Annotated in this window: 19 protein-coding genes and 1 riboswitch; of the genes, 3 read left to right on the top strand and 16 right to left on the bottom strand. The window is 56.0% G+C overall.

What is annotated here, in order from left to right:
* Positions 1–133 precede the first annotated feature (133 nt).
* The 13 genes from modC to moaA form a co-directional block, all read right to left on the bottom strand.
* Positions 134–1,189 (bottom strand): molybdenum ABC transporter ATP-binding protein, encoded by a 1,056-nt coding sequence (gene modC, locus M2367_RS03020; protein WP_259235725.1) that lies wholly within the window; start codon positions 1,187–1,189, stop codon positions 134–136.
* Positions 1,186–1,866, bottom strand: a complete 681-nt coding sequence (gene modB, locus M2367_RS03015) for a molybdate ABC transporter permease subunit (RefSeq protein WP_259235724.1) — start codon at positions 1,864–1,866, stop codon at positions 1,186–1,188. Before modB ends, modC begins: the two co-directional genes overlap by 4 nt.
* Before the next feature lie 205 nt (positions 1,867–2,071).
* The gene (modA, locus tag M2367_RS03010) at positions 2,072–2,800 is read right to left on the bottom strand and encodes a molybdate ABC transporter substrate-binding protein (RefSeq protein ID WP_259235723.1); all 729 of its coding nucleotides are present in this window, start codon (positions 2,798–2,800) and stop codon (positions 2,072–2,074) included.
* A 50-nt stretch (positions 2,801–2,850) separates the two neighbouring features.
* Complete coding sequence (gene moaE / locus M2367_RS03005; protein WP_259235722.1) at positions 2,851–3,330, bottom strand: molybdopterin synthase catalytic subunit MoaE; 480 nt, start codon at positions 3,328–3,330, stop codon at positions 2,851–2,853.
* A gap of 200 nt (positions 3,331–3,530) precedes the next feature.
* Entirely contained in the window at positions 3,531–3,776 is a 246-nt protein-coding gene (gene moaD, locus M2367_RS03000) for a molybdopterin synthase sulfur carrier subunit (RefSeq protein ID WP_259235721.1), read from the bottom strand.
* The gene (moaC, locus tag M2367_RS02995; protein WP_259235720.1) at positions 3,773–4,288 is read right to left on the bottom strand and encodes a cyclic pyranopterin monophosphate synthase MoaC; all 516 of its coding nucleotides are present in this window, start codon (positions 4,286–4,288) and stop codon (positions 3,773–3,775) included. The genes moaD and moaC overlap by 4 nt, the downstream gene beginning before the upstream one ends.
* 61 nt (positions 4,289–4,349) lie before the next feature.
* Positions 4,350–4,862, bottom strand: a complete 513-nt coding sequence (gene moaB / locus M2367_RS02990) for a molybdenum cofactor biosynthesis protein B (RefSeq protein WP_259235719.1) — start codon at positions 4,860–4,862, stop codon at positions 4,350–4,352.
* A gap of 239 nt (positions 4,863–5,101) precedes the next feature.
* Positions 5,102–5,692, bottom strand: a complete 591-nt coding sequence (locus M2367_RS02985; RefSeq protein ID WP_042043366.1) for a cytochrome c3 family protein — start codon at positions 5,690–5,692, stop codon at positions 5,102–5,104.
* An 11-nt stretch (positions 5,693–5,703) separates the two neighbouring features.
* Positions 5,704–6,162: a nitrate reductase cytochrome c-type subunit gene (locus M2367_RS02980; protein WP_224430806.1), complete on the bottom strand. Its 459-nt coding sequence runs from the start codon at positions 6,160–6,162 to the stop codon at positions 5,704–5,706.
* Positions 6,163–6,267: 105 nt separating this feature from the next.
* Complete coding sequence (gene napA, locus M2367_RS02975; protein ID WP_259235718.1) at positions 6,268–8,757, bottom strand: nitrate reductase catalytic subunit NapA; 2,490 nt, start codon at positions 8,755–8,757, stop codon at positions 6,268–6,270.
* Positions 8,758–8,890: 133 nt separating this feature from the next.
* The gene (locus tag M2367_RS02970; RefSeq protein WP_259235717.1) at positions 8,891–9,181 is read right to left on the bottom strand and encodes a chaperone NapD; all 291 of its coding nucleotides are present in this window, start codon (positions 9,179–9,181) and stop codon (positions 8,891–8,893) included.
* Positions 9,178–9,687 (bottom strand): ferredoxin-type protein NapF, encoded by a 510-nt coding sequence (gene napF / locus M2367_RS02965; protein ID WP_259235716.1) that lies wholly within the window; start codon positions 9,685–9,687, stop codon positions 9,178–9,180. The genes M2367_RS02970 and napF overlap by 4 nt, the downstream gene beginning before the upstream one ends.
* Before the next feature lie 245 nt (positions 9,688–9,932).
* A complete protein-coding gene (gene moaA / locus M2367_RS02960; protein ID WP_259235715.1) occupies positions 9,933–10,913 on the bottom strand; it encodes a GTP 3',8-cyclase MoaA in 981 nt (326 codons plus the stop codon).
* Positions 10,901–11,040, bottom strand: a riboswitch (molybdenum cofactor riboswitch). Its footprint overlaps the gene before it by 13 nt.
* 70 nt (positions 11,041–11,110) lie before the next feature.
* On the opposite strand from moaA, the gene narQ reads away from it, so the two are divergent.
* The 3 genes from narQ to M2367_RS02945 all read left to right on the top strand — a co-directional run bounded on the left by narQ (position 11,111) and on the right by M2367_RS02945 (position 14,214).
* On the top strand, positions 11,111–12,823 hold the full coding sequence (gene narQ, locus M2367_RS02955; RefSeq protein WP_042043358.1) for a nitrate/nitrite two-component system sensor histidine kinase NarQ: 1,713 nt from the start codon (positions 11,111–11,113) through the stop codon (positions 12,821–12,823).
* Positions 12,823–13,461, top strand: a complete 639-nt coding sequence (narL, locus tag M2367_RS02950) for a two-component system response regulator NarL (protein WP_042043357.1) — start codon at positions 12,823–12,825, stop codon at positions 13,459–13,461. The genes narQ and narL overlap by 1 nt, the downstream gene beginning before the upstream one ends.
* Before the next feature lie 345 nt (positions 13,462–13,806).
* Complete coding sequence (locus M2367_RS02945; protein WP_259235714.1) at positions 13,807–14,214, top strand: H-NS family nucleoid-associated regulatory protein; 408 nt, start codon at positions 13,807–13,809, stop codon at positions 14,212–14,214.
* Between the two features lie 1,301 nt (positions 14,215–15,515).
* Here M2367_RS02945 and M2367_RS02940 read toward each other — a convergent pair.
* The 3 genes from M2367_RS02940 to M2367_RS02930 are packed head-to-tail and all read right to left on the bottom strand — an operon-like array spanning position 15,516 to position 17,953.
* Entirely contained in the window at positions 15,516–15,917 is a 402-nt protein-coding gene (locus tag M2367_RS02940) for a hypothetical protein (RefSeq protein WP_259235713.1), read from the bottom strand.
* Positions 15,910–16,437, bottom strand: a complete 528-nt coding sequence (locus tag M2367_RS02935) for a toll/interleukin-1 receptor domain-containing protein (RefSeq protein WP_259235712.1) — start codon at positions 16,435–16,437, stop codon at positions 15,910–15,912. The genes M2367_RS02940 and M2367_RS02935 overlap by 8 nt, the downstream gene beginning before the upstream one ends.
* 19 nt (positions 16,438–16,456) lie before the next feature.
* Positions 16,457–17,953, bottom strand: coding sequence for a TIR domain-containing protein (locus M2367_RS02930; protein WP_259235711.1), 1,497 nt, complete (start codon positions 17,951–17,953; stop codon positions 16,457–16,459).
* Between the last annotated feature and the right edge of the window lie 24 nt (positions 17,954–17,977).

Genomic DNA, 17,977 nt, shown 5'->3' with positions numbered 1-17,977 from the left:
ATTGCCTCTAACGGCAGTCGAGGATCTGCTGCTCACCCTGCCACGCTCTAGCAAAACAGTGGAGGATAGGGGTGACGGCAACACCAGTGAGCGCTCTCGGGCGGTGGCCAGCACCATGGCGGCCCAAGCGCCCTTATCCCTCCCCGACCAGACTCACCGCCTTGACATAGGCATGAATCTGCTGACCCTCAGCCAGACCCAAGCGCAGGGCTGAACGGCTGGTGATCCGGGCCAGCAGTATCTGCTCACCCAGCGCCAACTGCAACAGCGTCTGACCCGGGCGTACCTCACGCATCGCCAGCAGGCGGGTACTGAGGCAGTTGGAAAGACTGGAGTGCGCGATGGGGGCGGTCGCTATCACCAGATCCCGCCCCGCCACCTTGATCTGCAAGGGGCCACTCTCGTCGGGGGCATGCTCCATGGTAACCATCAGGCTCTGATCCCCGAGTTGCAGGGTCGCCATCTGTTCGGTGGCCTCATAATGGGTCAGGATCGCCGTCAGCATGACCCCCACATCATCCCGACTGGCCAAGGAGAGGTCGGTGCGGGCGAAGATCTCACTCGGCCTGCCTTGCGCCTCGACCTGCCCCTCGGCAAGCAATACCAGCTGATCGCACAGTAAACTCACCTCCTCCATGGCGTGGCTGACGAAGACCATGGGAATGCCGCTCTCTTGCTGCAACCCCTTGAGCACATGGGCCTGATGGATGCGGCTGCGGCTGTCCAGCGCCGAGAAGGGTTCATCGAGCAGCAGCAGATCGGGCTCGGCCAGCAGGGCCCGCCCCAGGGCCACCCGCTGGCGTTGGCCGCCGGAGAGCCCGTGGGCAGGCTGGCCGAGCAGATCGGCAAAGCCGAGCCGCTCGGCCAACGCCTCGGGCTGCCAGCGCCCTCGCCCCTTGCCCGCCGCCAGCTGCAAATTGCCAAGCACCGTCATATGGGGGAAGAGGCGGGAGTCCTGGAACACCAGCCCGATGCGGCGCGCCTCCGGCAGCAGCGCGGCCAGATCCCTTCCTTGCCAGTGCAGGCCGTCAGCAGGCGCACGATCGAGCCCGGCCAGGATCCGCAGCAGGGTGCTTTTGCCGCAGCCGGAGGGGCCGAACAGGCCGAGGATGCCGCCCAGAGGGAGAGTGAGATCGCAGTCGAGCTCGAAGCCGCCAAACCGGCGGCTCGCCTTGAGGTGCAGGCTCATCCGAACAGCCTCCGCTGCCGGCGTTGCAAGACGCCATAGACCAGCACCAGCATGATGAGGGAGAAGCCCATCAGGCCGCCAGCCAGATAGTGGGCATGTTGATAATCCATGGCCTCCACGTGATCGAACAGGGCGATGGAGAGCACCTGGGTCTCCCCCGGAATGTTGCCCCCTATCATCAGCACCACCCCAAACTCCCCCAGGGTATGGGCAAAGCCGAGCGACGCCGCCATCACGAAGCTCGGCAACGTCATCGGCAAGATGATATGGAAGAAGCGCTCGAGTGGCCCCAGCCCCAGGGTGGCGGCCGCCTCAAGTTCTTTGCTGCCCATGTTGACGAAGGCGGAGGTGAGGGGCTGCACCACGAAGGGCAGCGAATAGAGGATGGAGGCGAACAGCAGGCCGAGGAAGCTGAAGGCCAGGGTTGTCCCGAAGGTGTCGCGCCACCAGGCGCCGAGGCCATACTCCGGGGAAAAGGCGAGCAGCAGATAGAAGCCAAGCACGGTCGGCGGCAGCACCAGCGGCAGCGCCACCAGCGCCTCCACCAGCGGCCGCAGCCGATGCTGGCTGCGGGACAACCACCAGGCGAGCGGGGGGGATAACAGCAGCAGGATACCGGTGGTACTGGCCGCCAGCTTCAGGGTCAACCAGACCGCGAGCAGATCCCCTTCACTCATGGCGCATCCTCGCGAGTGTGAATGGCAAACACGGAACCCGAGGTAGCATGCCGCAACTCAGGGGCAAGCGAGATACCGCAAGCAGCTCCCCTTCATGGCAGGAGCCCCGGCTGGATTCAGACAACAGCATGTTTTGCATCCTTATCTTGAAGACTGGCCAGCCCAGGGGCTGGCCAGTCACCATGCGGGGTCAGCACTCATGCCGTCACTGCGGCAGGGCATAACCCGCAGCCTTGATGGCGTCCTGACCCGGGCCCTTCAGCCAGGCCACCAGGGCTTCGACCGCCTCGCCCTTCTTCAGGATCAATCCCTGCTGCTCGATGGCCGGATAGAGCGCATTTGGCACGGCCCAGGCTTCGCCGGTTTTACCGGCTTCCACCAGATTGGCCCAGGCCACAAAGCCCAGCTCGGCATTGCCGGTGTCCACGAACTGCCAGGTCTGGCTGATGTTGGCGCCGGTCAGCAGACGGTACTGCTTGGGATCGATCTTGAGCTGCTCAAGGGTTGCCATGGCCGCTGCGCCGTAGGGCGCGGTACGCGGGTTGGCGATGGCGAGGTTGCCCTTCCAGTCGCGCAGGGTGGCCTCATCGGGTGCCGGGCCGCCCTTCTTCCACAGGCCCAGCTGGCCGATGGCGTAGGTGAAACGCTCGCTGCCCCTGCCCTCTTTCTCCAGCTTTTGCGGGGTGGCCACATCGGCTGAGAGGAAAAGATCGAAGGGGGCACCGTGGGTGATCTGGGTGTAGAGCACCCCAGTGGCCGCCGAGCTGATGACGACGCTGTGGCCCGTCTTGGCGGTGAACTCCTTGCCGATACGCTCTATGGTGCTCTTGAAGTTGGCGGCCACGGCGACCTTGACCTCATCGGCCTGCACGGCGGTGGTGTGCAGCGCCGCGGCGCAGATCCCCAGCATGACAACAGATAACAGCGGTTTCATTCCCTTACTCCTGGTTGCGGATCCTTCGTGACCAGATCCTGTGACGGGGTCTATTCCCCTGACTGCCAGCGTGCCGCGGCGGTGTTGTCGCTCTGCTTGGCCTCGACCCAGCGTTGTATCCCCTCGGCGGTCAGTTCCTTCTTCCAGAACGGCGCCCGGGTCTTCAAGAAATCCATGATGAAGTGACAAGCCTCAAACGCAGCGTCTCTATGGGCACTGCTCACCGCCACCAGCACAATCTGATCGCCGAGCAGCAGCTCGCCGATGCGGTGAATGAGGGTGCACTCCTGCAGCGGCCAGCGGGTACGCGCCTCGGTGACTATATCGGCCAACGCCTTCTCGGTCATGCCGGGGTAGTGCTCGAGCGCCAGCCCCAAGACCTGCTCCCCCTGGTTGAAGTCGCGCACCTTGCCGACGAAGGTGACGATGGCGCCGCTGTCATGGCGGGCGGCGAGGCGCTCATACTCCTCCCCCAGGGAGAAGTCGGCCCGCTGCACCAGGATGCGGTCGGTGATGGCTGCGTCGCTCATGGCATCAGCCTCCGGTCGTTACTGGAAGGAGAGGGAAGAAGGCGGCCTCATCCCCGTCCCACAGCTCAGTGGTGCGATCCACGGTCGTTATCTCGCTCATGGTCAGCCTCCGGTCGTTACTGGAAAGAGAGGGAAGAAGGCCACTTCATCGCCACCGCACAGCTCAGTGGTGCGATCCACGGTCGTTATCTCGCTCATGGTCAGCCTCCGGTCACAGGGGGGAAGAAGGCCACTTCATCGCCATCATTAAGCGGCGTCTCGAGCGGCACCAGGGTCTGGTTGATCGCCACCAGCAACTTGCCGGACTCGAGTGCCAGGGCCCACTTGTCACCGCGTTCGCACAGCGCGCTGCGCAGATCTTCGGCGCTGGCATAGTCGCAGGGCAGACTGAGCTCGTCGCAGCCGACCAGCTCCCTGACTTGGGCAAAAAACAGAACCTTGATCATGACGGCTCTCCCGCATTCTGTTGTGCACCGCCATCGGCAGCCGGGGCCAGGAAGTGGCCGGACTTGCCGCCTTTCTTCTCCACCAGCCTGACTTGCTCGATCACCATGTCCTTTTGCACCGCCTTGCACATGTCGTAGATGGTGAGCGCCGCCACGGACGCCGCGGTGAGCGCTTCCATCTCCACCCCGGTCTTGCCGGAGAGCTTGCAGAGGGTGCGAATATGGACCCTATTGTGCTCGGGTTGGGGCTCAATCTCTACCTCCACCCGGGTGAGGGCCAGCGGATGGCAGAGCGGGATCAGATCGGCGGTCTTCTTGGCCGCCATGATGCCGGCGATGCGGGCGGTGGCGAACACGTCGCCCTTGTGGTGCTGACCGCCGAGGATCAGGGCCAGGGTGGCGGGGGCCATGGTCACGAAGGCTTCGGCGCGGGCCTCGCGCTCGGTAACCTGCTTGTCGGTGACGTCCACCATGTGGGCCTCGCCGCTCTGGTTTAGATGGGTCAAACTCATTGGCTGTTACTCGTCACTGATGGCGCGGTATGCCGCCCGGAAAAGGAAAGGATGGCGCGGATCATCTGATCAGCTGGGTCGCGAAGTTGCATGGCCGGGTGCGGACATCGAGCTGATCCCGGATCAGCTTCTCCCACCCCAGTTGGCAGGCCCCCGTGGATCCGGGCAAACAGCAGATAAGGGTGCGGTTGGCGAGCCCGGCCAGGGCGCGGCTCTGCATGGCCGAGCCCTTGATCTCGGCAAACGAGAGCTGACGGAACATCTCGCCAAAGCCCTGCACGGTGCGTTCGAACAGCACACCCACCGCCTCCGGGACCCGGTTTTGCTCATTGAAGCCGGTGCCGCCATTGATCAGCACCACCTGCACACTCTCATCAACGATCCACTGACTGACCTGAGCCCGTACCCGGAACAGGTTGTCGGCGCACAACGCTCTATCCGCCAGCTGATGTCCCGCATCGGTCAGGGCCGATGCCAGGTAATCCCCCGAGCTGTCGTCGGCGGCACCTCGGCTGTCAGAGACCGTCAGTACGGCAATGTTGAGGGGGGTGAATTCGCTGATGTCTGCTGCCATTGAACAATTCCTGTAAATCATCGAGCACGAGGCGAAGAGGGGGTAGGATGCTTTCGGTACGCCAGCCAGGGGCGAGGCCAGCCAATTGGATCTGATTGGCAATATCCTTGCTGGGGATGGATTCTACCAAAAGTTGTCGGGGAGTGGGGTGAATAGGCTCATTAATCTGCTCGCAGCGCCCATTCAGGCTCATAACAACAGGCCGGGCTAACCCGGCCTGTCTTGCGAAGGTACTCCGATCAGAATCCCTTGACCCCTGTCATGTCAGGCAGCTGGTGCGCAATCCCCTTGTGGCAATCGACGCAGGTATTCTCGCCACTGGCCAGGTTGGTGGCGTGCATCTGAGCGGCGCGCCGTCCTTGCAAGGAGAAGTCCATGTACTCGAAGTTGTGACAGTTGCGACACTCCCTCGAGTCCGTGTCTTTCATCCGCTGCCACTCCCGCTCCGCCATCTCCCGGCGGTGAGACTCGAACTTCTCGCGGGTGTCCACCTTGCCGGTCAACATGCCCCACAGCTCCTTGGAAGCCTGCACCTTGCGAATGATCTTGTAGGTCCACTCGTGGGGGACGTGGCAGTCCGGGCAGCTGGCCCGCACCCCGGAACGGTTGGCATAGTGGATGGTGTCGCGATACTCGACGAAGACGTTGTCTTTCATCTCATGACAGCCAGTGCAGAACTTCTCGGTGTTGGAGGCTTCCATGGCAGTGTTGAAACCGCCCCAGAAGATGACGCCGCCAAAGAAGCCCATCATCAGCAGCACCCAGAGCGCCGCCTTGGAGGGCGACTTGAAGGTGGTCCAGATCCGCTGCACAAAACCGGGTAATTTCATCTAATGACTCCTTAGTTCAGCGCATCGACCGGTTTGAAAGTATTGTCCACCAGCGGCTTGGCATCGGTCTGCGGCACATGACACTGCAAGCAGAAGTAGCGGCGCGGCGAGACTTCGCCCAGGGTCAGGCCATCTCGCGACTCGAAATGGGTCGGGCTTATCTTGGGCGCCTTCATGGCGGTGGCATTCTTGAAGCTATGACAGGCCAGGCACTTGTTGACCTTCTTGTCTATCTCATAGTTGCGAATGTCATGGGGGATCAGCGGCGGCTGATGCATGTATTGGCGGGTATAAAGATCGCCATCCTTGCGAAAGTTCTTCATCTGGGCCGCGGGTGCCTCGACGGCAAGATCCGCACTGTTGCGCAGGGACTTGACGCCGCCGCTCTCGGTGGTGACCTGTGGTGCCTCGGCAGCCATCAGACTCCCCGCCATCAGGCAGGCCAACATTGCTCCAATCAGCTTCTTCATTATTTGTTCTCCGAACATGTTATCCGCCAGGGCCCACGCCGGGCAGGCCCCTGGGTAGCAAGCGAGCGTCGCCCGGCGGCCGGGCGCTCATCAATGCCTGTTGCCTCAGGCCTTGGCGACCTTGACCGCACACTTCTTGTAATCCGTCTCTTTGGAGAGCGGATCCGTGGCATCCAGGGTCAACTTGTTGACCAGCTGGCTCGCATCGAAGAAGGGCATGAACACCAGTCCTCTGGGCGGCTTGTTGCGGCCTCGGGTCTCGACCCGGGTCTTCACCTCGCCCCGGCGGGAGGAGACGATCACCTCCTCACCACGGCGCACGCCGCGAGCCTTGGCATCTTCCGGGTGCATGAACAGCACCGCATCCGGGAAGGCGCGATAGAGCTCGGGGACCCGACGGGTCATGGTGCCGGTGTGCCAGTGCTCCAGCACGCGGCCGGTGGAGAGCCAGAGATCGAACTCCTGATCCGGGGACTCGGCGGCCGCCTCATAAGGCAGCGCGAAGATGACCGCACGGCCATCGGGTTTGCCGTAGAAGTTCACCCCCTCCCCCGCCTTCACATAAGGGTCGAACCCTTCCCGATAGCGCCACAGGGTCTCCTTGCCATCGACCACGGGCCAGCGCAGACCGCGCTCTTCGTGGTAACGATCGAACGGCGCCAGGTCATGACCATGACCGCGACCGAAGGATGCGTACTCTTCAAACAGGCCTTTTTGCACATAGAAGCCAAAGTGCTCAGCCTCGTCGTTGAGCTCGCCCTTGCTCTGCGCTTTGGGGAACTGATCGACCTGACCGTTCTTGTAGAGCACCTCATAGAGGGTCTTGCCCTTCACTTCCGGCATCTTGGCGATCAGTTCCGCCGGCCACACCTCTTCCACGGTGAAGCGCTTGGCAAACTCCATCAGCTGCCACAAGTCGGACTTGGCCCCTTCCGGTGCCTTGACCTGCTGGTGCCAGAACTGGGTGCGGCGCTCGGCGTTGCCATAGGCGCCCTCTTTCTCCACCCACATGGCGGTGGGCAAGATGAGATCGGCCGCCTGGGCGGTCACGGTCGGGTACGGGTCGGAGACCACGATGAAGTTGGCCGGGTTGCGATAACCGGGCAGCCCCTCCTCGTTCATGTTCGGGCCGGCCTGCATGTTGTTGTTGCACATCACCCAGTAGGCATTGAGCTTGCCATCCTTGAGCATGCGGCTCTGCAGCACGGCGTGATAACCCACCTTGTCCGGGATGGTGCCTTCCGGCAGTTTCCAGATCTTCTCGGCGATGGCGCGGTGCTTGGGGTCAGTGACCACCATGTCGGCGGGCAGGCGATGGGCGAAGGTGCCCACTTCCCGGGCGGTGCCACAGGCGGAAGGCTGGCCGGTCAGGGAGAAGGGACCGCTGCCCGGGGTGGAGATCTTGCCGGTCAGCAGGTGGATGTTGTAGCAGAGGTTGTTGGCCCAGACGCCGCGGGTGTGCTGGTTGAAGCCCATGGTCCAGTAGGAGACCACTTTTTTGCTCGGATCGGCATAGATCTGCGCCAATTTTTCCAGCTTCTCTTTGGGCACACCGGAGAGCTTGGCCACGGAGTCGACATCGTAATCAGCCACGAACTTGGCGAAGTCGTCGAAGCTCATCGGGGTGGAGTCGCCGCTGTCCGGGTTCTTGGCTTTCTGCTGGGTCGGGTGAGTCGGACGCAGGCCGTAGCCGATGTCGGTGACCCCCTTGCGGAACTGGGTGTGCTTGTTGACGAACTCCCAGTTCACCTTGTCGTTCTGGATGATGTAGTTGGCGATGTAGTTGAGGATCGCCAAGTCGGTCTGGGGCGTGAACACCATGCCGTTGTCGGCCAGCTCGAAGCTGCGATGCTCGAAGGTGGAGAGCACATGCACCTGCACCTCTTGATGGGAGAGGCGGCGATCCGAGATCCGTGACCAGAGGATGGGATGCATCTCGGCCATGTTGGAGCCCCACAACACGAAGGCGTCCGCCTGTTCGATGTCATCGTAACAGCCCATGGGTTCGTCCATGCCGAAGGTACGCATGAAGCCGACCACGGCCGAGGCCATGCAGTGACGGGCGTTGGGATCCAGGTTATTGGAGCGGAAACCCGCCTTCATCAGCTTGGCGGCGGCGTAGCCTTCCCAGACGGTCCACTGGCCCGAGCCGAACATGCCGACCGCGGTCGGGCCCTTCTCTTTGAGGGTGGCCTTGAACTTCTCGGCCATGATGTCGAACGCCTGATCCCAGCTGATGGGCGCGAAGTCGCCACTTTTGTCGAACTTGCCATTGGTCATGCGCAGCAGAGGCTGGGTCAGGCGATCCTCGCCATACATGATTTTTGACAGGAAATAGCCCTTGATGCAGTTCAGACCGCGGTTGACCGGGGCCTCCGGATCGCCCTGGGTCGCCACCACGCGCCCGGCCTGGGAACCCACCAGCACGGAGCAGCCGGTACCGCAGAAGCGGCAGGGTGCCTTGTCCCATTTGATGGCAGTCTTGTCAGTACTGGTGATCAGGTTGGCCGCCAGGGCGGGAGCACTGACACCGGCCACGGCCGCCGCGGCTGCGACCGCGTTGGCCTTCATAAAGTCGCGTCGACTCAGCTTCATGACATTTCCTCACATTGCTTATCGTTATTATCGAACTGATGGTAGATGAGACCGGCAGGCAGTACCCCCGGCATCCCGTTGATGGCATCGATGACCATCATGATGAGCCACGCTGACTCAGCGCCATGGCGTGTTATTCCTTGCATTGGACATCGCGCTCATCGAACTGGTGGTAGATGAGACCTGCGGAGAGCACCCCCGGCATGGCATTGATCGCATCGATGGCCGCCATGATGGGGCGCTGACTCGGCCCCTCCAGGGTGACAACCAACTTGCCCTCCTCACTGACTACATGCACCTCGGCCCCTTCGAGGGCGCCAATCTGCTCGGCAAGCCGATGGCGCAAGGGAGGCTGGGTCAATACCACCAGGCTGGATACGTGGTATTCCTGCTCAAGCTGGACATCGGCTGGCTGCGGTTTCATTCATGCTCCTTCGCGGCCGGGCTGGCCACCTTGATACTGTCAACCGGGCAATCTGCGACGCAGGCGCCACACCCGGTGCACAGGGCGGCATCCACGCTTGGGGTTGGCACCCGACCGAGTATGGGGATAAAGCGGATTGCCCTCGCCTCGCAGCTATCCTGGCAGCGCTGGCAATAGACCTGGCCGTTGGCCAGGCAGCTTTCGGCTATGTGGGCGACATAGTCCCAGGGGGATTGTTCAGTCGGGCGAAACAGCGGCTCGCTGCAAGCGCTCGCACAGTCGCCACAGAAGCTGCACTCACCCCGGCTGAAGTCGAGTTCAGGAAAGCCGCCATCCCCTTTGATGATGATCTGTTCGGGGCAGGCGGTGAGGCAATCACCACAGCGGCTGCAATCGGCGACAAACGCGGGCCAGGGCAGTGACCAGGGCAACTGGGCAGCAGGTGTCACAGCCTTGAAACGGCCGCGCAGCAGGTGCCGGCGTGACAGCTTGACCCCATCGGACATATCCACTCCTTGTGAACCCCGAAAAACCTGGCCTGAACAGGCGAAATAAGAATGGCATCTGTAATACCTATTCTAATAGTGGGCCTATTTTGCGGACTCAACAAGGTAAGGGATATACCACCAGGGGGATAAACAGGGGGGATTATTGCGCTGGATCAATCCCTTGGCGCAAAAAATCGTAGGGGATATCCGTCAAGATACCCCCTAATAGGCAATCCGGCAGGGAAGATAGGCTTGTTTGAGGCTTACCCGCCGATCGAAGCGAGATGAGGGGTCATGCCCGCATTCCCTTCGTGGAGGTGATGGGTCGCGGCCTTGCCGAGCAGGGCGACTCGAATGCGCTGGATCAGCTCATCCTGTTGCTGGTCGGCACTCAGCAGATCCCTGAGCTCGACACCACTCTCCCCAAACAGGCACAGATGCAGCTTGCCGACGGAAGAGACCCGCAGCCGGTTGCAACCGGCGCAGAAATCCTTGCTGTAAGGCATGATGAGGCCAATGCTGCCGCGCGAGCCCGAGTGCTGGAACACTTGCGCCGGGCCATCATCCACCCCTCGCAACTGCTGCAGCCAGCCCTGCTCAAGCAAGTGCGCCTTGATGGTCTCGCCGCTGACGTGACGATCGCGAAACAGCGTGTCCATCTCCCCCGTCTGCATCAACTCGATGAAGCGCAGCTCGATGGGCTTGTCCCGGATCCAGGCCAAGAACTCGGCAAGCTGGCCATCATTGAGCCCCCTGAGCAGCACGGCATTGACTTTGACCGAGGGAAAACCGGCATTGAGTGCCGCCTCTATCCCATCCATGATCTCGGCCAGCTTGTTTTCACCGGTGATCTGGTGGAACTGGCGCGGGTCCAGGCTGTCGACACTGACATTGAGCGCGGTCAGCCCGGCGGCTCGCCATTCGGCGGCCCGCTCCTTGAGTCGATAACCATTGGTGGTCATGGCTATCTTGTCGATGCCAGGAGTCGCCGCCACCGTCTCGATGATCTCGGTGAAATCACGGCGCAGGGAGGGTTCACCACCGGTCAGGCGCACCTTGCGGGTGCCCATGGCAGCAAAACCGGACACTACCCGGCGGATCTCATCGACAGAGAGGAAGGACTTGCGCCCCTCGGGGCGATAACCGTCCGGCAGGCAATAGGTACAACGAAAATTGCACACATCGGTGATCGACAGGCGCAAATAGTAAAAACGACGGGAAAAACCATCTTCAAGTGGCAACATAAACACCTTTCCAAATACGGGAGGCCAGGGCATTTCTTTCCTGACCCTTACAGCGCGCATGTCGGCTGTCGGCAATCTTCCCCTTATCCAAAGACTTAGGCGAAAATGCTCGGAGTTCATCTAGTTTTTCGATGCTAGCACAAGTTGGAGTACACTCCCACGCAACTTATGGGGTATTTCAGCGGCGCAGAGGCTACATGGGGCAATGGTTCAGGGTTCATTCGGTCAGTAGCGCCATCGGTCGCTCCATGATGCTGATCCTGTTTATGGCGAGCCTGATCGCCCTGGTGGCCATGGTCACCCTCTTCTACTCGGTGCCCGATGCCAAGGCCATCAATCTGTCCGGATCCTTGCGGATGCAGGCCTATCGCATGGCCTATGAGATTGGTCAGGGGCAGCCTGCCCTCAAGCGGCTGGATCAATTCGAGCAGACGCTCAATGCCAAGGAGCTGCAAGAGACCCAGCGCTGGATAACCCCGGCGGCCCTGCGCCTTACCTATGGCGAAGTGCTGCGCCAGTGGCAGTTGATGCGCAGCCACATAGAGCAGGCGACCCCCCAGCGCTACATAGACAACACGGAGCAGTTCGTCGCCGCCATCGATGACTTCGTCAACCAGATGCAGTACCACGTCGAATTCAAGGTGCGCATGCTGGCGCTGGCCGAGGGGCTGGGGCTCATCTCCATCATCACCATCGCCTGGTTCACGGTGCGCTTCACTCGCCAGCAGGTGGTGGCCCCCCTCAACCAGCTGGTCTATTGCGCCCGCCAGGTCCAGCGGCGTGAATTTGACCTCACTCTGCCCCCCCACTGCGACAACGAGTTGGGGGAGCTGTCCGACGCCTTTGGCACCATGGCCACCGAACTGGGCAAGCTCTATCGGGACTTGGAGAGCAAGGTCGAAGAGAAGACCGCCAAGCTGCAGCAGGCCAATGATACCCTCTCCTTCCTCTACACCACGGCCCAGAAGCTGCACGCCGCCCCCTTAAGCGGCCACACCCTGCAAAAGCTGCTCGACCGGGCCGCCGCTCATCAGCAGATAGCGCACATACGGCTGACCCGTTTCGAACACAATGCCATGCCGGTCTACCTCACCGGGCGCAGTGGCTGGCCTGGGGAACTCGAGGCGGTGGTGAGCTTCTATTTGCAGATGGATGACAGGGAGTTTGGCCGCCTCGACATCATCAGCCCCCACCCCATCGACGAGCGGCTGATGAAGAACTTTTCCATGCTGCTGGCCCAGGTCCTGCACAAGGATCAGACGCTCTTGCAGCAACAGCGCTTGTTGTTGATGGAGGAGCGGGCCGTCATCGCCCGCGAGTTGCACGACTCCCTGGCCCAGGCCCTCTCTTACTTGAAAATCCAATCCACCCTGCTCAAGCGCGCCTTCAACAAGGGGGACAGCAGCAAGACACAGGCGGCCATGGAGCAGATAGACGAGGGGCTCAGTAATGCTTACACCCAGCTGCGTGAGCTGCTGGGCACCTTCAGACTCAGCATCGGAGATGCCAATCTGGGGGAGGCAATCCACATCATGATAGAGCAGCTCAAGCCCCAGACTCAGGCCCAGATCAGGCTTCATTACGGTCTGTCCGATACGGATCTGGAAGCGGGCCAGCACATTCACATACTGCAACTCATCCGTGAGGCCGTCCTCAACGCCATCAAACATGCCAGTGCGCAACTGATTGATGTTAGCTGTGAGACCCTTGCCGATGGTAACATTCAGGTGCAAATCACCGATGACGGTGTCGGTATCGGCCATGCCCGTTCAGCCATCAACCACTATGGCCTCAGCATCATGGACGAGCGGGCCAGCAAGCTGCATGGGGTCCTGGCGATCAGCGAGATCCACCCCAAGGGCACCCGAGTGCACCTGACCTTTCCCACCAGCCTAACAAGAGATGCCTGATGGACGAGATAAAATACACAGTTCTGGTGGTCGATGATCACCCCCTGATGCGCAAGGGGATAGTGCAACTCCTGGCGTTGGAAGAGAACCTAGAAGTATGCGGCGAAGCATCCAACGGCAGTGACGCCATCGCCATGGCCAAGGCGGCCGAACCCGATCTGATCCTGCTCGACCTCAATATGAAGGGTCTCTCCGGTCTGGATACCCTCAAGGCACTGCGCGCCGAGGAGATCACCTCCCGGGTGGTGATCCTGACCGTGTCCGATGCCCGCCAGGACGTGGTCGCCCTGCTCAAGGCAGGCGCCGACGGCTACCTGCTCAAGGACACTGAGCCCGACACTCTCTTGGCCCAGCTCGGCGACGTGATGACGGGACAGCAGATCCTGAGCGAGCCGCTGCGCCCTTATCTGGAGAACATCTACGAGCTGGATCACTTGCAGCAGAAACTCGAGAGCCTGACGCGTCGCGAAATGCAAATCCTGCGCGAAATTGCAAAGGGTCTCTCCAACAAGCAGGTAGCCTCGGTGCTCCATATCTCGGAGGGGACCGTCAAGGTACACGTCAAGAGCCTGCTCAAGAAGCTCGAGGCCCAGAGCCGGGTCGAGGCCGCTGTCATGTATCTGGAACAGCGCCACTGAGTACAATGAAGCCACCCCAGGGTGGCTTTAATAATTTAGCTAAGTAGATGAAGCAAAAGGATTTGTTTCAGTCAATGTCCACACGTTGACCACATCGAGAGATATTATGCCAAAGCCTCGCCATGCGGGGCTTTGTTATGTCCGGGTATCCCCTGCCGCGCTTCGCTTGCCACCCTACCTAATGAGCAAGACGGAACCCAATGCCTTACTCATCAGGCAGGGCATATAGAGACACAATCCATCACGATTCAATATTATCCGAATGAAATAGTTTTATTATTTTCCTCGCTTCATGTTATTTTCCCCGAAAATATCTCTTTGCTAAACATCGTCAATGGGGACGCTATGACCGAATTTTTGAAAACACTCATGAATGTCCGTAGCCTGCGCGCTGCTCTGCGCGAGCTGTCATTCGAACAGCTGCAAGATGCGAAAGAGAAGTTTGATGCCATCTATATAGAACGCCGTGACTCAACCGAGAAAGAACGCGCCGAGCAGGCAGAGCATCAGCGTAAACTGGCAGAGTTTACTGAAATGCTGAAAGAGGCGGGAATCGACCCGCGCGACTTAGTAAACAATGCCGCGCCAGCAGCCAATGCTGAAAAGGGTAAGAGTAAACGCACTCCCCGCCCCCCAAAATATAAGTATCAGGAAGATGGGCAGGAAAAGACCTGGACGGGTCAGGGCCGCATGCCTAAGGCGATAGCCGAGCAGATAGCACAAGGCAAAAGCCTCGAACAGTTTGCAATATAAAAGAGACCGCCGAAAGGCGGTTTTTTTTCTACCTTTTTCCTCGGTATCTATAATATAGCGTCACTAATAATATTGATAGAATCATGCAAGATGGCGCTAGGCAGTAAAGAACGAAGTCGAAGAAGTACGCTGCATAGGTCTCACCAACATAGTTTCCAGCCAAGACATACTCTGAATAGATTGAAAATAATGGCTTTGCAACTGTGACCATCGCTAACGCAAGCACCATACAGAACAGAGCAAAGGTGATCAGTGCACGAGTCATTATTATGTATCCCGAGTTTGAGTTCACAGCCGCTTAGATAGAAGCCAGTTCACCACTATTGAGGCAGCAAGGCTAATGGGGGCCATAACATATCCAATCACTTTCAATACTTCGTGAAACACTTCATCACCAATGTAAGTTGAGCCTAGGACACTCTGGGAATATATAAAGTAAACAGGTTTGGCAAGTAATAGGTATAAGAATAAGCACAAACAAGCCAATTACAGAAAGTGTGAAAACAGTATATCTGATCATAAATCCTTTCCAGAACATAGCCATGACAGTGTGCTATATAGATTTCATTTAACTCATCATCCGCCGATAAAGGGCTCAGTTGACCTCTATCAGTTCGATACTACCTCTATCCACATGAGCTTTTCAATTTTACACTTTTTCATTTAGCTTTGGCTGGCTACAACACATTGAAAAATAAATGAAATTTCGATTTCATGGACTCATGACCCAAGCACATCTCCACAGTGAAATCCTCACAGAAAACTGATAAAGGTCTTTTAAAACAATACATTGAAGATTTGACGCTGTTCGATGTGGGTATCTGGAAACTGTAATGCAGTGAAAAAATGTTCACTCTTTTCAGTTTGGATTTTAACTGTAAGGCCCAGAGCTGGCGGGCTCTGGGCCTATGGTTTTGCCGTAATCCATTTTTGCAAAAATTTTTTCCCACGGGGCGCGCAGGCGGGAGCGGATGAGCGCGGATTCCGTGGCTCAGCTCTGTCCGTGATACCTTCACATGGCCCAAAATCTCACTCTCAACTGTCGACATGGAAATGCTCTTACCTACGCATCATGAGTTAATGATTGGCCCTGTAGAAAGCTTATAGTGGTGGAGGTCAATGCACATAATATATGTGCAAGAAGCCTTATTATTTAGTATCTAGAAACTGCAAATATATGACACACACTATGTACAAAAAGTGATATATGAGCGTATGTTAAAAAGGAAAGATACAATGAAAACTGGAATATTGTGAGCGCCCCATCTAATTAATGCAAGGGAGTCACTCACACTTTATATTTAGATGAAAATCATCACAATTAAAATCCCGGCTATGACACTACCATGGAATAGCAATAATGTTCTAGAGAATAGGGCTGACCACATATTTGCTTTGTCAGATGTAAAACTGTGTGGGTTAATTTCATAGGAAGGAACAGTACCTTGCACTGTTGCAGTGTACATGGCCACAAAACGACGTTCCATACCTAAATAAAAACCATCAAGCCCCCAAAAGATAATTGCAGGAAAGTATGCTAATAATACAAACTCTTGGTGAGACTCTTTCGCGGAAATGGCAAATAATGCAGATATTAAAGTTATACTCCACCCTTTTATCATAAAAGAGTTTCCAGCCAATCTTCCAATATTATTTTGAATTAACTGCAAATGACACTCACTTACACCCAAGTTATTATTCATCCAACCAATCCCTCAAGTTACGAAATTTGAAATAAATATTAGGGTCATTTATATAAACTGAGTCACCAACAGCATCAATATATGGATATAGCCCTAGATACTCTTGGCCTTTATATGTTGCTTCATCATTTGATGTTATAGGTAAAATTGCGACCTTACCATTTATACCATCAAAGTAACCACACTCCCACGGCATCCATTTGCTATGACCAGCATTTGTCGAAACAGCAAAAAAAAGACACCTACAGCTTTTCATTCTAGTTCTTAGTATAGCTGCAGTTTTCTCACACACCATTTCTCGCTCTAACTGGTTGTCATCAACCCAGTCGACATAAACTGTATAGCCTAATCGCTCAAATAATTCCTTAATATAAATAACGACAACCTTATCAAGGTAGCTATGGGATAGAAATATATCATAGCGACCATCTTCACTATAAGACTCTACTCCAACAATACTCTTTTCTGTGATAACTTTTCCGAACTTTTCTCTCAAATCTGATTCTTTAATTAACGCCATAGAAACCTTCCTCAAATTATTATAAACTGCTTTCTTCAATTCTTACGCTGTGTATTTTTTGAACAAGCAATTGCACGAACGTATCTAGTTGAGCAGATAAATTCCCAGTTGGATCATAAGTGAAGCCCCCCATCCCATTTGTTTGGTCAAACATCCCTGCTGGGCAATTACTAAACCGTAATGGAATTATACAACCGGTGCCGAATCGCTCTTTGAAATTCTCGGCCTCGAATTTACACCATATTCTTGTGGGATAGTGCTCGCTAAGAATAGAAATTATGAATCTAGATTCTGCTCTATATATTGGAGCTAAGTACTCTTCAACATTTGAAGCCAATATTCTTGCCTGTTCATTGACATCATAAAACACTGATATTTCATTTTCAGTTAGCTTTTGGTAAATATATTCAGAAACATCTCTATCTTGCCCTGCAAATGACAAGGCGTAATCATACGTTGAAGAAAATTCAACCGCATGAAACCCTATTTTTTTTGCAACTTTAGACCACGCTAAATTTTTGATATAAAAATAATATTTTGGGTCTTCTATTGATATTTCAGTTGTTTCATTGTTGTAATATATAACGTCAGAATAAAGCGCATCGCCTTCATAATGTGCTTTTAAATGCCCTTTGGTTAAAATTTGCCCTACACTGTTTTTGTGTGTGGGTTGTTCTATCAAGGCTGACTCTATGCTAATACTCATGTTTTCTGAGCGAGAGAGCCAATATAACACATGGAGGTATGGAGCTCGACTTCCTTTCTTAACTCGTTGACCTCTACAAAAATTAGTAGTTAACTGCGAAAAACTTATCGCTAGTTCATCAAGTAAAAATTCTTTAAGAGTTTCAAAGCTGATTGCCGTAACATTAAGTAAGTCTTCTTCCTCTAATATATTGCTTCTTAAACAAGCATGATGCGCTAACATTTGTGCCAGATGAAAGCTACCTTGTGACTCTGTAATAATCTCTTGCTTAACATTCAGGGTTACATTTAAAGCCTGCTCCCCTTTAGATAGCAGCTCTTCTATCTTTTCTTCTGGGTTAGACTCAAACCTTATTATATCAATTCTATTTCTAAGGTCGGTCGAATATTGAATTAATGAGTGCCCTGTTTTATTTATACCTACTAAAACTAATTTTGAGCTTTCACTTTCCTCATCAGCTAGTATTTTTAGCAAATCAGAAAGTCGCCTTTTCAGTTCTTCGTCAAGCTTATGGAAATCATCGATTATTACAGTTCCAAAATCCTCATCATCATTCAAAGCATTTATATCTGGAATATCCCGCCGCTTCCTACCAGAAAGTATCGTTACGTCACCTCTGCCACCTAATTCCTCAAGAGCTTTCAAGACGCAAGTGGTTTTACCTATTCCTGAAGGTCCTTCAACAACGAGCCCCCTTCCCATGGAACGTAATGACACAAGCATTCTGGAGTACTCTGTTGGCTCGACGAACGTAACATCAGGAACTCCTGATAGTTTGAAAACATTTTCTAATTTGTTTTTAGGTTTCATTTTAATCCCATGAGGCACATTGCC

It is taken from the genome of Aeromonas sp. BIGb0445 (assembly GCF_024809075.1).
Taxonomy (GTDB): Bacteria; Pseudomonadota; Gammaproteobacteria; order Enterobacterales; family Aeromonadaceae; genus Aeromonas; species Aeromonas rivuli.
This window is presented reverse-complemented; position numbering and strand designations above follow the sequence as displayed.

Excerpts from the sequence above, each read along its gene's own strand:
- modC (WP_259235725.1), bottom strand. The coding sequence starts at position 1,189 with ATGAGCCTGCACCTCAAGGCGAGCCGCCGGTTTGGCGGCTTCGAGCTC.
- modB (WP_259235724.1), bottom strand. The coding sequence starts at position 1,866 with ATGAGTGAAGGGGATCTGCTCGCGGTCTGGTTGACCCTGAAGCTGGCG.
- modA (WP_259235723.1), bottom strand. The coding sequence starts at position 2,800 with ATGAAACCGCTGTTATCTGTTGTCATGCTGGGGATCTGCGCCGCGGCG.
- moaE (WP_259235722.1), bottom strand. The coding sequence starts at position 3,330 with ATGAGCGACGCAGCCATCACCGACCGCATCCTGGTGCAGCGGGCCGAC.
- moaD (WP_259235721.1), bottom strand. The coding sequence starts at position 3,776 with ATGATCAAGGTTCTGTTTTTTGCCCAAGTCAGGGAGCTGGTCGGCTGC.
- moaC (WP_259235720.1), bottom strand. The coding sequence starts at position 4,288 with ATGAGTTTGACCCATCTAAACCAGAGCGGCGAGGCCCACATGGTGGAC.
- moaB (WP_259235719.1), bottom strand. The coding sequence starts at position 4,862 with ATGGCAGCAGACATCAGCGAATTCACCCCCCTCAACATTGCCGTACTG.
- M2367_RS02985 (WP_042043366.1), bottom strand. The coding sequence starts at position 5,692 with ATGAAATTACCCGGTTTTGTGCAGCGGATCTGGACCACCTTCAAGTCG.
- M2367_RS02980 (WP_224430806.1), bottom strand. The coding sequence starts at position 6,162 with ATGAAGAAGCTGATTGGAGCAATGTTGGCCTGCCTGATGGCGGGGAGT.
- napA (WP_259235718.1), bottom strand. The coding sequence starts at position 8,757 with ATGAAGCTGAGTCGACGCGACTTTATGAAGGCCAACGCGGTCGCAGCC.
- M2367_RS02970 (WP_259235717.1), bottom strand. The coding sequence starts at position 9,181 with ATGAAACCGCAGCCAGCCGATGTCCAGCTTGAGCAGGAATACCACGTA.
- napF (WP_259235716.1), bottom strand. The coding sequence starts at position 9,687 with ATGTCCGATGGGGTCAAGCTGTCACGCCGGCACCTGCTGCGCGGCCGT.
- moaA (WP_259235715.1), bottom strand. The coding sequence starts at position 10,913 with ATGTTGCCACTTGAAGATGGTTTTTCCCGTCGTTTTTACTATTTGCGC.
- narQ (WP_042043358.1), top strand. The coding sequence starts at position 11,111 with ATGGGGCAATGGTTCAGGGTTCATTCGGTCAGTAGCGCCATCGGTCGC.
- narL (WP_042043357.1), top strand. The coding sequence starts at position 12,823 with ATGGACGAGATAAAATACACAGTTCTGGTGGTCGATGATCACCCCCTG.
- M2367_RS02945 (WP_259235714.1), top strand. The coding sequence starts at position 13,807 with ATGACCGAATTTTTGAAAACACTCATGAATGTCCGTAGCCTGCGCGCT.
- M2367_RS02940 (WP_259235713.1), bottom strand. The coding sequence starts at position 15,917 with ATGAATAATAACTTGGGTGTAAGTGAGTGTCATTTGCAGTTAATTCAA.
- M2367_RS02935 (WP_259235712.1), bottom strand. The coding sequence starts at position 16,437 with ATGGCGTTAATTAAAGAATCAGATTTGAGAGAAAAGTTCGGAAAAGTT.
- M2367_RS02930 (WP_259235711.1), bottom strand. The coding sequence starts at position 17,953 with ATGAAACCTAAAAACAAATTAGAAAATGTTTTCAAACTATCAGGAGTT.